This is a genomic window from Pseudomonas sp. PDM25 (assembly GCF_019219045.1).
Classification (GTDB): Bacteria; Pseudomonadota; Gammaproteobacteria; order Pseudomonadales; family Pseudomonadaceae; genus Aquipseudomonas.
The window spans coordinates 1-12,278 of the sequence record NZ_JAHUWL010000034.1; the positions used below are offsets into that span (position 1 = coordinate 1).

Consider the following 12,278-nt stretch of genomic DNA (forward strand, 5'->3'; position numbering starts at 1 on the left):
CAATCAAAGATGCCGGCCAGTTCTAGCAACCGCTCAATGTTGGGCATCACGATGCCGCGCTCGATGCGTGATACCGCCTCATTGCCCACCCCCAGCCGCTCAGCGACTTCCTCCTGGGTCAAACCACTGCGACTGCGTTGCTTGGCAATTGCTTGTCCCACCCGTCTAGCCAGTTTGTTCATCTCAGTGTTCGGCATACCACCTCCAAGTCAACCTAGATGGTTGGGCACCACCCTGTTGACATGAAGGACTACAACAGATGAGACCCAACCTCTAAGGTTGATATCCATCAACAAAATCAACCATCTACTCATTGAACGGAATGCGTGAATGACGTTACCCATTGTCACCGGCATCGATACCACTCAGATCGAACACTTACTTGAGCGCAGGTCCTCGTTCGACGTGATTGGCTTAAGAGGAAATTTTAATGCAGGCATCAAATACATCGAAACGCACATCGAACACCTCGGGCTGACGTGCCGAATAAAAGTCGATGCCAAAGGCGCGCTCGCGCAAGGCGGTGTGTTGGGTGCCCTGATGGGTGCGGCGTCGTTACCGGCCAGTGTCGTCCTAGCCGCCGCTGCCACCGTGGTCAGTGCTGGCCACACGCTGGCGACTTACAACCCCGACTACGAAATCATCAAAGACTACGTCAATAAAAAACTGAAAGTTATTTACAAGAAATAGCAGACGACACAGCCAATCGTTGTATCTCCAACCATTACCGAGTTGAAACCATGAACTTAAAATCAGCCCTACTCAGCATGGCAGGCTACTTGACGCTCGCCCTCTCATTGAACGCGCAAGCAGAGGTCGACTATGGGTCCATGTATCCACCCATGCTGCCCAATGAACAAACCATGAATGATCTACCGTATGCCATTCCCTGTGCAGAGGCGAAGAATCAGTACGGGGCGAAGTTTTACCGCTGCACTTGGTATACCCTCCCGCGAAACATCACTCAGTGGAATGCACAACAGCAGCGCAACGTCACCTTCAGCAATCATCTCAGCGGCAAATGCCTGCGCGGCACCTGCCGAGTAGCTAACGGTGCAGGCGTCTATGGCATGTACGGCCAAGACCTGAGTTTTAGCCTGTCCATTTACTATTACATCTATGAAAGTGAGGATGGTTACCCAATTGCCTATCGCATGGACGGCGGGCCCAATAAAAAAGGCAAAGGGGTGACGTACGCTCAAGCCCGCACAACGCTTCGGGACTTCTTACTGGATCACGGCATCAGTCAGATCAACGTAAAAGATACGATGGCCGCCTATCAGTTAGATGCCAACGCATCGCGTGGCCAGCCTGTCGATACGGCGCCTCAGGTTGAAAACAAACCCATGACTAAACCCACCAAACATATCGAAGTCAAAGAAGCGTGGTGCAATCCCCAGGCCGACGATGACTGCACTATCAATGGTAAGAAAGTGGCCAAAGCAGCGCTCCAGCAATACCTGCCAGCGGTCTACGAACTGGAAGTACTCAATGCCGGTGGGTATTGCGAATACCCGATCTGCTACGACAAAAATGACAAGCCGGTGGGCATTCACTAGATATAAAAGGCACGGGAAAACCGTGCCTTTATTTTTTTAGCCTTGTCCCGCGTCCCTACCATGTCAGCGCTTGTGCAAGCTGACCCGCCTCAGTCTTGGTTTGTCCACCGTCCATGATGGGGGGGGGCGTAGCAACGACCGCTGCTCCTTCCGATCCACGATCAGAATGCCATCTTTATGGGCGCTTTCCGCGGGACACCGGTGACAAGATCCTCGTCAGATGCGGCTTTGTCGTCAGCCAACTTCTTCACTCCGAGCTCCCATTGGCGGCCAGTTGCTTGGCTGAAGCACGCTTGCTAGCGCGTAGACTAACTGCTTAATTTTTCACCCTGTTCTAGCTAGCCCAGTCTCCTCTATAGCGATTACTGTTTATTTAAAGTCCCGTGGACAGAGATCACCGCCGGTGGCGTATCCCAGACTAAATGTATCGAATACAAAAGAGAAAGGCACGTCGATTATGGCTAATGGCACAATAGCGCCGTAGGTATATTTAATCGTAGTCCAGTCAGTTGCTGCGTATAAATCCAAGTGAACGCCTTGATAAGGGCAGGTAGGACCATGAATGAGCACCGCCCCAAAGGAGCCACACCCGGACAAAACTACTGCACTCATTACTAATAAAATGTTCTTTATCACTTAATCACCAAAACCATTCATCGAACCGTAAAAATAGCACGCACCTTGTAATTGCATAACATCTAAGATTCCGGCCAACTTATCACCACCAAATTGCGAGTTGCGAGTTGCGAGTTGCGAGTTGCGAGTTGCCGACGGATAGATTAATTCATAAATCTAACCAATCGATTAAATATCCAAGTGAAATAGGGCTATTACGACACGCCCGCCCCATTATCCACTGACCATAGTCAATCGCTGCTGGGCTGGCCTGCCTTAGTACCTACAGCACGCCTGAGGTTCGGAACTGACTACTAAGCCAAAAATGAAACCGCACTTTGCGTTGTTCGTCCGGACAGTCAAAACGAATCCAAGGGGTCAAGTGTCATTGGAAAGAAAGAAATAGGCCGGGGATTTTTGGATTTCCAATCCTCAGCAAAAGCTTTGCCCTGTTCGATTTGCTCAGGGGTCATCTGGGCTGCCATCTTGGCTAAACTATCTTGTGTGTACATCAGTGTGCCGCCACCACCGTCAAGTACTAATAGGAGAGACATAAGTCCATAACCTTTGACCAGATCGAGGGGAAAGCCGAAATACTTGCGCTCATGCGCATATTCAGCTCCGAGATGACCAATAGCATTGTCGTAACCCGTTTTCGCCGACTCTTCAATCCAATGCCGCGCAATAGCCAGGTCACCATGGTTTTCATAAATGATCACGGCATATTTAACCATGGCTTGTGGGATACCATTTTCCGCCGCGGCCTTGAACCATCGCTCCACTTGCTGACTGCGCTGCCAAGGTAGCCAGAAAAATCCATCTCCGTCTTCGTACTTTATGGCCAATAGATACTGAGCATATGGATATCCGGCCTCGGCAGAACGCCTTAATGCCTCCAAGTTGTACGTAGTAAGGTACATTGTGTAGGTGGCCTCTACATCGCCCTTGGCAATTCTGTCTTTCGACACCTGCCAAGCATCACGTAGCCAGTCTAACGGTGTTTTCACTCCGTCTTTGCAGTTCCCCATCTTTTGGCATAGACCAGAACCATTATTGCCAAGCCTGATCATGGAATAAACATAACCTTGAGCCGCTGAGGCCTCAAAAAACTGCCTAGCTTCTGATGTCATGTAATTTTTTTGGTGACGAAGCTCTTCACCCAGATAAAACTGCGCCTCGGCATCCCCGGCTTCGGCGGCGATACGCAGCTCTTTTTCCGCGGGCTTCAACTGGTTGTACAGCATAATGCCGCGCTCTTTGGCCATTTGCTGAGGCGGTGTCAACGCCGCCAATGTCAGAGCCGAAAAACTCATCAGTAAGGCAAAAAATGCGCTTGCGTTAAACGACATGAATGTCGGTTTTGGGGAAGGTATCATTGTCCTGCTCCTGTGTATTTTGCAGTGCCACCCGGCACATAGTCCCTTCCGTAATACCCTCGACGTTCACAATATTTATCCCTCCCGGCACCGAGCAGTGCAGAATCGTTCTTATATATGGCACGCGTCTGGTCGGCAGTACGATCAAATAACCGCCCCACACCCTCGGCCATAAAATTATCCAATCTTAGCCTGTTCTCACAGTAGGATTGCCCGGGCGTATCTGACTTGGTGCCAAAGCGGCTCATGCGCATGCAGGCTTCTTCAAACTGTATTTGGGCAGCGGCAAGACTGCCCTTCTTCTGTGCGTTGGCGACAATCCAGTTCAACAATTGGGTGATCGCTTTTTGCTGAAGCATCCAGCACTGTGATTTGGTGTAGTGGGTTTTTATATCAACGTTCTTTTCAGTATTTAGATCAGGACGCACATCAATCGCGGTAAACGCTTTCGCCTCACTAATCAGCGTCATCAACATCGGCCCCAGGGCTTCCGGAATCGCCTCGATGGTCCACTGTTCCAGCTCCGCAGGATTGCGGAAGTTCATGATGGTGTGGGCAATGGGTCCGCCTTTGCCACCGGAGGTTAGAGCCTCACTGAGTTCGGCAATTTTGTCGAAGCCCATCAGGTACAGCATGACAGGATCCAACCCTGCCAGTCCCAGTAGATTCATTTTGCTCAACAAATCCAAGGCACTACCGTCCACCCAGTCCAGCGGCTGCCCGTGGTTTTTGTGCAGCTCACGACGGAAGCCTAAGTATCAAGGGGCTGCTGACGCTGTCATCGTAGCGCTCTTCGGGTCCAGATTGACCATAAGAGGCGCGGACGCATTTTTGATCTTCGGGCCCAACACAAGGTTACTGCCGAGCGTCACCACCACGGCTACCAGCACAAAGGCTTCGGATTTCAGGTAGCCGAGAAGGTAACCTCCAAACAAAATCACGCCCATCAATCCACTGATCATGCTGGCTAGCATCATGTATTTGAGCGGGTTGCCGAACCCTAGGAGGCGCTCCTTTTCTGCGGCCGACATCATCAGTTCAACCTTGCAGCCCAAGCACACAATGGGCTGGCTTTTGTGCAATAGCGTCTGCTTTTGCTTGCCAATGGGGAATTCCTTTTCACATGCGTTGCAGTGAACTTTTAAGCCGATAATATTTGTACGTGATGAGCTCATTTTGATCCTTAAGATTTAGGTAGGAGCGGCTATTTTCCGGGAACCGATGGTTGAACAGGTATGTCAGACAAGACAATTTTTTATGCACATAAATACGCACACTACGGTGCTCCGCAAACCAATCAATAATTAAGCTGGAGACATCAGCGCCAGACACAGTTTTATTTAGCAGTAGTCAACCAAACTGGGCTTCGCCGAAGCTTTCATTACCTTGATCCTGTGTATTTTTCGATGCTACCCGGCACGTAATGCCTTCCGTGGACCCTCGACGGGCACAATACTTATCCTTTCACCGCCGAGTAGCGCGAGGTTGGTTTTGTATTGGGCACGCGCCTGGTCGGCAGTACGATCAAATAACCGCCCAAGCCCCTCGACCATGAAATTGTCCAATCTTAGTCTGCTCTCACAGTAGGATTTTCCGGCCGTATCTGACCGGGTCCCAAACTGCAGGCTTCTTCAAACCGGGCTCTAGCTGAGGAAAAACTGCCCTTCTGTCTGTGCGTTAGTGACAATCCAGTCCAGCAAGCGGTTGATCGCTTTTTGCTGAAGCAGCCAGCACCGTGATTCGGTGTAGTGGTTTTTTATATCAATATTCTTTTTAGTATTTAGATCAAGTCGCACATCGATAGCTGTGAACTTTTGCGCCTCGCTATTCGCCGCCGATAAATGATTGGAGGTCGAGCAACAGACTGACTCAAGATCAACCTGAAACTCATGCCACTTGCGCGGCTAATTCGGCCTCGCGTTTGAGGATGGCTACTTCCAACTCCGGGGATCGCTTGGCCCATTGCTCGGGTGGTAGCGGCTTGGACCATTCGATGATGTCGGGATAGGGCAGGTCTGGCGGATGCGACAGCTTTAAATTCTGCAATTTTTCCGCGAAATATGTCCCCAGAATCGTAATGCAGAATATTCCCCATAAAACATTTAGAAGGTCCCCCTTACACAAGTCGGTGATAATCGAACCGATTTGCGTTTTTTCGTAGGGGGTAATACCTACTCGGCTATTGGGTACAGCCTCCGGCCCGATTTCCATGTAGCTGCGCGTGCACTCCCACAACGCCATGGCCGTGGTGCCGCCGCCACAGTTAAAGCCGAACGAAAAATGCTTGTTATCCTCCTTGGCCTGCGGGTCAGGATTCTCAAAGCCAATGATCAATAAGCCCATGGTGGCTTTACCGGCCTGGCTCACTGACGACTGTTGAGTGGCTGCCGCCGTCACGCTTTCCCAGGGGACAATCCAGTACTCGCCATCCTCTCGTGGCACACACACCTCGCGGCGTTGCCGATTAAAACGCACCGGCAAGGGCACCTCACGAAATAGGCCCTGAATTAAAAACAACGTAGGAATGCCAATGATGATTAACGCTCCGCCCCACATTAGTGGGTCAGGAGTGATGTAACTCATTAATAAAAACAGCATTACCATCGGCCACAGCACCATCACCGCCGAGCCGATACTGTAGTTACCAATGTCGAGGAACACCTCGTTCTTACGCCAGATGGTGTTGAGCACATCCGAGGGTTTTTCACCGGTAGGGATGGGCAACGGCGCCAAGTAGTCATTGCGCGAAAACAGCCGTTTTTTCGTGGTGCCTGCCGGTGGCGTACTCATGCGCTGTCCTTAGGTTGCAGGTAAGTAGAGCCTGAACGCTCACTGTCGAGCGGGTAGCTTGGCACACGATCCAGTTCCCGTGTTGGGTCGCCCTGCAGGGCAATCACGCCTCCGTTGTCACTCAGGGTAAAGGCAACGCCCCGTTCACCGCCTATAAAGTTGCGGGCGCCCAGCAGCGCGGTCAATGGCGTGCGATACCGCAAACGCAGGGAAATCGTGCTGGGTAGGGTGCTAAGGACACCTTGTACTGAGCTGAAGGGTCCGCTCAGGCGTAAACCTTGGCCTTCGTTAGCGGGTATCCAGCAACAGGTACTGCCGGGCAGCCAGTGAGGTGCCATATCCCGCCAAGGGCGAGGCGGTTTGTAGTTGTTGATCGGGCTGTTTTTGATTAAGTCGCGGGAGCGCTGCGTATCGACTGGATCGCCGATCAGGCTCAGTTCCAGGTAGGCGCTGCCCGGTTCGGCCCCAGGCAAGTCAATCGTCAAGCTATTGATGGCGCTTACGGAAGTCAGCCCGGAGGGACCACTTGAACTGCCCATTACCGAGCTGCTCTCCATGCTCACGCGTGGGGTATACAGGATGCCGTACAGTTGGTTCAGTTCGTCTTGTTGGGCCTTGGCCGCGATAGGCTCCAGATTGCCCGCTCGGGCTTTTGACCAGCAGCAACCATTAAGGAAGTTTTGCAGTGGGGTTTGCTGAAAGAACCAGGTGACCAGGTAGAGCACACCCAGCACGGCGATAACCCAATTAAGAGGGCCCATGCATAGCGAGTAGCGCATGATGGCTGTTTCGACTTCCACCAGTCCAGCTAAGGTTCTCATCGTGTAGGTAGCCCCCAACAGAGCCTGACTACCATAAGCCGCTATTTGTCCACCAACCACAGCCTGGCGCATCTCCAGCCACGGATCGATATGCGTCTGGCTGCTTTCCAGTTGTAGTTGCAGTGACTTGTATTCGTTTAGGGCCGCGCTAAATGACAATCCACCAATCACCCCACCAAACAGAGTGAGGGTTGGGGCCATTGCTTGCCCTTTGCCAATTTCTTTAATCCCAAGCCCTTCCCGCACCTGACTATCAATCACCGCCGTCAGCGCGGCGGCGGCATACAACACAGCGGAAACTGTGTCGTTAACACGCTGGTTGTCCATCCCCTCTACTGTCCCGGCCTGACTCAGATAATTACTCGCGTTGAGTGTGTTCAGCAGCAAGGCTGCCAATGGCACGACCCCACCGCTATTGGTCACAAAGGCGGAGTTCGCGATGCCTGTCACACGTCCGGCGCCAATGGCTTCCCCTGTGGTGCGGGCCCATTGGGTTAGCCCTTCGGCTTTTTGCCCCAACAACGTCCAAATCTGCCGGCCACCCTCGGTCACCAACTGCAAACGAGCTTCGCTGCCTAAGCGAGCGGCGACGAAAACGCCAAGCCAGGCACTGCTGAAGGTTTTATCTCCTTTGAGCAACAGCAATGATGCCGCCAGACGGTTGACCAGTACGCTCCATGGGCTATGGGCGTCTCGGGCCATAGCCGCGATTGCATCCAGAATCGGCCTAGTCAATGGCGCCAATGCCTGATGGGTGGCCGCGATATTCTCGGAGGCCAGTGCCGCCATCAGCTCGCCCAGGCGAGAGGTGTCGTTAATCTCCGCATCGAGTGAGGGGGTCCAGGCACGGAACAGTTGTGTCAGTGCGCCGCCATCGGCTGCCCGCACGTAGTCGGCGTATTGCTCGGCACCCTGGGCACGAATGCATTGGGCGGTCAAACAACCGGAGGCCAGTTCGGTCAACCAATGCCGAGTGTCCGGGTCGTAGTAATCGACAAACCAGGTACCGTTGGTGGAACGCTTGAGGTATACACCTCGGTCAGTAAACAGCGCATGGTGGCGTTGTTCGGTTTGCTGGAAATGCGTGGGTGCGGTCGTATCGAGCCAAGCGTTCATCGCCTCCATATCGATGTATTTACTAACCTTGGCACTGAGAAAATCGTTGTCGAGGTTGGCCTGCTTTTCAGCACGGTACTCACGTACCACGAACTCTGCCTCGTTGTACAAATCAGCCGGAATAAAGGCCCTCACCGGTGAGACGATGGCCGCGATCCGCGCATCGCGGTCACGGGCTTCAGCCGGGCCAGGCGCGCCACCGTAACGACGGGCCTGAGTTTCCGCCTTGAGCTCATCGCCCAGCTGATGCTGGGCATTGAGCATCACCCGACCCTGATCGGGCGTCAGGTGGATGTCACGCTCCTTGTAACGGTAGTTGAAGGTGCCAGCCAACTCGGCCCCATCTTCGCTGACCAGACTGCGAATAAACCCACCGATGCTTAGGCGCAGGTTGTTATCACCGACCCACTGTTCGTGGCGCGCTTCCACCCATTCCTGCTCATGGTTGATATCACGTAGCACACCGAGATCATCGTCCAGGCAAGCGAAGACCGGGAACAACCCCCGTGCCTGTTCCTGGGCGGTTTCCAGCCAATCCTGAGTGCTCTGACCCTCCCACCGTTCGGCACTCCACTCGCCCGGAGGCTCGTCGCTGGCTTCGGGGTATTGGGCGATGACCTTCTCCCGTTCACGTATGCGGTGCCTCGCGCCCGTGTATGCGTTGATATTGCTTGTTGTCGGGTCTTTTATCGCCGCTGCTCCCAGCGCGGCCGTATCTTCACCACCGTGTTTTTGATCTGCCTTCATCGACCGGGCGTAGATGGCCGGGATAAGTTCAGCCATGACCTGATCGGCTTTGGCCAGCGGCGGGCAATGAGGCGCTTGCAACTCGTTGGCCACCGTGCGCAAGGCCATCTGGCGCATGTGTGCACTGCGCTTGGCACTGCTCTCGCTCAGCGACTGACAGTGTTCCGGGTTCAGGGGGAATTCGCTGAAGAGCATCCAGGCGTTGTGGATTTTTTTCAGGGGCAGTCCCGCCAGGGTACCGCTCAGTACGACTGTGGGATCGGCCTCCAACGCTTGCTCACTCAGCAAGCCATTCGGCGCGACGGCATAGCGCTTAAGAGGACCCTGGTCCTGCCACAGGTATAAAAAACCTGCTCGCAGGCGGCGGGCCGCCATGGGATGGCTTCGGCTGGTCACGCCGGGTACGCAGCAGGGATGTGGGGCTTTTTCTTCCGCCAGTGCATACCGAACCGGCACCACGAACACTTCAGGTTGGCTGGCAGGACAAGGCGTCATCGGGCTGTTGATATCGACGTGCGGCATTGCCTTGGCGGCGCGGTCAGCCTGAGCCAGTCGATCAACCATCTCCAGTTTATCTGCACTCATGCAAAGAGTTCCTTTTGGGCGAGCTGGTGGCGCTGTAGTTCGGCACTCAGGTTATTCAGACGCTGCTCAGGTAAAACCCCTTTTTCGCCGAGAAGCTGTCGATAACTGGCCTGGTCGGGGGCATCGGGAAAGTCATCACCCAGCACGGCATAAAGGTTGACCCAGCGCATGACCTCATCGACGGCACTGTAGCCGTGTCGGTCAGCGCTACGCTGACAACTCGCCGCCCACTGCTGTTGCCCGGCGCCATCCAATCCTTGCAGGCGCTGAGGGAAGTGGTGCTGGCAATACTCGATCAACTGCCAGGCAAGACGCTGGCGCTTGGCTTCGCTCAAGTGATCCAGTTGGTCCGAGGTAAGGAATAACCAGGGTTTATCCGCGTATTGCGCGGTCGGTTGCTCAGGATTTTCCTGATAGAGGGCGCTAAAGGGGTGAACCGATTCCGGCAGTAAGATACGTCGGATTGGCCCCATCATCCGATTACGTGTCTGGGGCTCCAGGTTTGTCAGCCACAGCCCTGTGATACGTGGGTCGTAGTATCGAAAAAACACCATGACCTCGCCTTCGACTCGGGCGTGAATCAAGCTGCGCAGGTGTTGCAATACCGATGCCTCATCCGCCTCGGACTCCAGCCAGATACCCGCCGTCGCACTCCATTCACGGGTAAAGGTGTGGGCCAGCGGGCTGTTCGGAAATACCGGCACCAACACCGGGCTAACCTCTACCAGAGAGCTGTACGCCGTCTGTTGATACAGCAATTGAAACGCCGTGCCGCACCCCAGCTCAAACAGGCGATTCGGCAGATTATCGATCAGGGCACCGTCCAGCAGCAGGTAAGCCTGATTCATGTGTTCAACTCCGATAGTTTTTGACACACTGCACAGATAGGCGCGGCTTGCTGAGCGGCTTGTAATAACGCTGGTTTTTGTGCAGCCAGTGACGGTGTAACCATCCCCTCGGCGACCATCGGTATGACCGAAAGGGCCTGCTGCGCAGCTTCCCCCGAGACCGGCGCGCCGCCTTGAACAATGGGCACGCTGCTGAAAATACCGCCCGAAGTGATGACGATGTACTGACCACCGGCCTCGAGCGTCAGGCTGACGTCCGCTTCGATCACCACATTGGTGGCAGTGACGTGAGCCTGTGTGCCCGCCTGAATCACCAGCGAGCCACCCGTCGTGGTGCTGCTGTCGCCGGTAATGCTGATCAGCTCATTGCCGCCGATCACGGTGTTACGCAGCCCTTGGGTGGTGTGCAGCTCATCACCCTTGATCAAGCTGGAGCTGTGGTGGTCCACCTGCTCAAAACGGTCATGACTGATCAGGCTGTGACTGTCGCCGATAATCTGCTCGCGACGGTCGTGACCGATCCGGGTGTCGCTGTCGTTGAGGATCACCTGTTCGAGGTCACGCTGCGCCCGCAGGTAGATTTTTTCTTGCCCCGTACGGTCTTCAATCGACAGTTCGTTGTAGCCGCCGCTGGCGGGTGAGCTGTGGCTACGCAGGACCGTTTTGGTTTTATTCGCGGGCAAGGGGTACGGTACAGGCATGACCTTGTTAGGCACACAGCCCGTAATCAACGGATTATCGGGATTACCTTCCAGGTAGGTCACCACCACTTCCATGCCGATGCGCGGAATGGTTACCGCACCAAAGCTGTCCCCGGCCCAGCTGGAGGACACCCGTAGCCAGCAACTGCTCTTGTCGCTGCCCAGTTCGGCGCGGTCCCAATGGAACTCGACCTTGACCCGACCGTACTCATCACAAAAGATTTCCTCGCCGGCAGGCCCGGTGACACGGGCGGTCTGGCTCACCAATTCCTTTTCACGGGTGAGCAGCGGTGGGCGGTAGAACACGTCCCAGGGAATCGCGGTGAAGCTGTTGCGGTAACCTTGGGTGAAGCCATCTTCGGGTTTCACCTCGCTGGTGACCGACTCTTCCAGCGCTTGAGGTTGTTTCCCGTGGTGATGAACGCTTCGCAGCAGCCACAAGGCGTTGCACGCCTGACGCGGGTGTTCAGTCAGGGTGAAGAAGTGGCCGCTGCGCAGGGTCGGTTGGTCGCTTTGCCCCTCGGCCAACTGGTAATCCGCACGGTGCCGCTCCAGGGCCTGTCGGGCGAGCTGTTTGCCGTGCTTTTCATTTTGGATCGGCGCCGGGTAGCGGTAGTCCTCCAGCGCAGGGCCCGCGGCGGTGAACTGACTTTCCAGCAGCAGGCTGGGGCGGTTGAAGTCATAACCCCGCCGCGTCACCGTGCTGGTCCGCGTGCTGAACCGCTGGGAGAACTGACTGACGACTGGATAATCCGCGGTCATACCACTGCCCTGTTGATAGGGCGTGGCCTCCAGCGTGGGGAAGTAGGTCTGATCGTTGGTGAACACCAACTGATGACCGTCCGGGCTGTGTTGGTGGTGCCAGGCAATCCCCTCCTCACTGCACAATCGTTGGATCAGTTGGAAATCCGATTCCTCGTATTGCGTGCAATATTCGCGCTCGGGACTGGTGCTGACCTGAAAGGTATAGGCATCGGCCTGAATACCGCAGCCGTTAAGCACCTGAGCGATGATGTGCGGCACCGTCAGGTGCTGGAAGATCCGCTGGTGGTCGCTGAATTGCAAATAGTGCAGAGCAGGCACCAAGGTCAGGTGATAACGGGTCAGGCGCTTACCCGCT

The 12,278-nt window shown here is 54.7% G+C and carries 11 protein-coding genes; 2 read left to right on the top strand and 9 right to left on the bottom strand.

The window, feature by feature from the left end; all coding sequences use genetic code 11:
• Positions 1–197: helix-turn-helix domain-containing protein (locus KW848_RS30740; protein ID WP_218539087.1), on the bottom strand; the 197-nt coding region annotated here is incomplete at its 3' end.
• A gap of 133 nt (positions 198–330) precedes the next feature.
• On the opposite strand from KW848_RS30740, the gene KW848_RS30745 reads away from it, so the two are divergent.
• Both KW848_RS30745 and KW848_RS30750 read left to right on the top strand, forming a co-directional pair.
• The gene (locus tag KW848_RS30745; RefSeq protein WP_218539088.1) at positions 331–690 is read left to right on the top strand and encodes a hypothetical protein; all 360 of its coding nucleotides are present in this window, start codon (positions 331–333) and stop codon (positions 688–690) included.
• 50 nt (positions 691–740) lie between these two features.
• Entirely contained in the window at positions 741–1,559 is an 819-nt protein-coding gene (locus tag KW848_RS30750) for a hypothetical protein (RefSeq protein ID WP_256365337.1), read from the top strand.
• Between the two features lie 369 nt (positions 1,560–1,928).
• Here the strand turns inward: KW848_RS30750 and KW848_RS32685 are convergent, their stop codons facing one another.
• The 8 genes from KW848_RS32685 to tssI form a co-directional block, all read right to left on the bottom strand.
• A complete protein-coding gene (locus KW848_RS32685) occupies positions 1,929–2,171 on the bottom strand; it encodes a YceK/YidQ family lipoprotein (RefSeq protein WP_375154757.1) in 243 nt (80 codons plus the stop codon).
• Positions 2,172–2,533: 362 nt separating this feature from the next.
• Positions 2,534–3,550 carry a tetratricopeptide repeat protein gene (locus KW848_RS30760; protein ID WP_218539090.1) on the bottom strand — a complete coding sequence of 339 codons (1,017 nt, stop codon included), beginning with the start codon at positions 3,548–3,550 and terminating at the stop codon, positions 2,534–2,536.
• Positions 3,547–4,185, bottom strand: a complete 639-nt coding sequence (locus KW848_RS30765) for a hypothetical protein (protein WP_218539091.1) — start codon at positions 4,183–4,185, stop codon at positions 3,547–3,549. The genes KW848_RS30760 and KW848_RS30765 overlap by 4 nt, the downstream gene beginning before the upstream one ends.
• A gap of 123 nt (positions 4,186–4,308) precedes the next feature.
• Positions 4,309–4,725 (bottom strand): hypothetical protein, encoded by a 417-nt coding sequence (locus KW848_RS30770; protein ID WP_218539092.1) that lies wholly within the window; start codon positions 4,723–4,725, stop codon positions 4,309–4,311.
• Positions 4,726–5,437: 712 nt separating this feature from the next.
• Complete coding sequence (locus KW848_RS30775; protein ID WP_218539093.1) at positions 5,438–6,340, bottom strand: hypothetical protein; 903 nt, start codon at positions 6,338–6,340, stop codon at positions 5,438–5,440.
• Positions 6,337–9,609 (bottom strand): toxin VasX, encoded by a 3,273-nt coding sequence (locus KW848_RS30780; protein ID WP_218539094.1) that lies wholly within the window; start codon positions 9,607–9,609, stop codon positions 6,337–6,339. Before KW848_RS30780 ends, KW848_RS30775 begins: the two co-directional genes overlap by 4 nt.
• The gene (locus tag KW848_RS30785) at positions 9,606–10,457 is read right to left on the bottom strand and encodes a DUF4123 domain-containing protein (protein ID WP_218539095.1); all 852 of its coding nucleotides are present in this window, start codon (positions 10,455–10,457) and stop codon (positions 9,606–9,608) included. The genes KW848_RS30780 and KW848_RS30785 overlap by 4 nt, the downstream gene beginning before the upstream one ends.
• Positions 10,454–12,278, bottom strand: a 1,825-nt coding sequence (tssI, locus tag KW848_RS30790; protein WP_218539096.1) for a type VI secretion system tip protein TssI/VgrG, incomplete at its 5' end; no start/stop codon positions are given. The genes tssI and KW848_RS30785, both read right to left, overlap by 4 nt.

What these genes read in the sequence shown, in the direction of transcription:
- KW848_RS30765 (WP_218539091.1), bottom strand. Translation starts at nt 4,185, where the DNA reads ATGCTGTACCTGATGGGCTTCGACAAAATTGCCGAACTCAGTGAGGCT.
- KW848_RS30770 (WP_218539092.1), bottom strand. Translation starts at nt 4,725, where the DNA reads ATGAGCTCATCACGTACAAATATTATCGGCTTAAAAGTTCACTGCAAC.
- KW848_RS30760 (WP_218539090.1), bottom strand. Translation starts at nt 3,550, where the DNA reads ATGATACCTTCCCCAAAACCGACATTCATGTCGTTTAACGCAAGCGCA.
- KW848_RS30750 (WP_256365337.1), top strand. Translation starts at nt 741, where the DNA reads ATGAACTTAAAATCAGCCCTACTCAGCATGGCAGGCTACTTGACGCTC.
- KW848_RS30785 (WP_218539095.1), bottom strand. Translation starts at nt 10,457, where the DNA reads ATGAATCAGGCTTACCTGCTGCTGGACGGTGCCCTGATCGATAATCTG.
- KW848_RS30745 (WP_218539088.1), top strand. Translation starts at nt 331, where the DNA reads ATGACGTTACCCATTGTCACCGGCATCGATACCACTCAGATCGAACAC.
- KW848_RS30775 (WP_218539093.1), bottom strand. Translation starts at nt 6,340, where the DNA reads ATGAGTACGCCACCGGCAGGCACCACGAAAAAACGGCTGTTTTCGCGC.
- KW848_RS30780 (WP_218539094.1), bottom strand. Translation starts at nt 9,609, where the DNA reads ATGAGTGCAGATAAACTGGAGATGGTTGATCGACTGGCTCAGGCTGAC.
- KW848_RS32685 (WP_375154757.1), bottom strand. Translation starts at nt 2,171, where the DNA reads ATGAGTGCAGTAGTTTTGTCCGGGTGTGGCTCCTTTGGGGCGGTGCTC.